This is a genomic window from Bradyrhizobium sp. IC4060 (assembly GCF_020193715.1).
In the GTDB taxonomy this organism is placed as follows: domain Bacteria; phylum Pseudomonadota; class Alphaproteobacteria; order Rhizobiales; family Xanthobacteraceae; genus Bradyrhizobium; species Bradyrhizobium yuanmingense.
Genome location: NZ_JADYVJ010000074.1, coordinates 1 through 475 on the forward strand (window position 1 = coordinate 1; position 475 = coordinate 475).

General features: G+C 68.0%; 1 protein-coding gene. It reads right to left on the reverse strand.

The annotated features are described in order from the left end of the window. The coding region (locus I6F16_RS37530) for an asparagine synthase-related protein (protein WP_249785766.1) at positions 1–475 on the reverse strand (475 nt) is incomplete at both ends.

Consider the following 475-nt stretch of genomic DNA (forward strand, 5'->3'; position numbering starts at 1 on the left):
CGTCCTCGACGCGGAAGCGCTCGCCGACGGTGGCCAGGTATTCCTCGTGGTCGCGGTCGAAGAACGCCGCGCGGTACGCGGCGAAGGCGTCGTCGGCGCCATCCACCTTCGGATACCAGTGGTAGCCGGCGAACAGCTCGTCGGCGCCCTGGCCGCTCTGCACCACCTTGCAGTGCTTCGAGACTTCCCGCGCGAGCAGGTAGAAGGCGATGCAGTCGTGGCTGACCATCGGCTCGCTCATGGCGCGGAAGGCCGCCGGCAACTGCTCGATCACTTCGTGCTCGCCGATGCGCAGGCGATGGTGGCGGGTGTGATAGCGCTCGGCGATCAGGTCGGAATACTGGAACTCGTCGCCGCGCTCGCCGCCGGCATCCTCGAAGCCGATGGAGAAGGTCAGCAGGTTGTCCACCCCGGCTTCGTGCAGCAGGCCCACCAGCAGGCTCGAATCGACCCCGCCGGAGAGCAGCACGCCGAC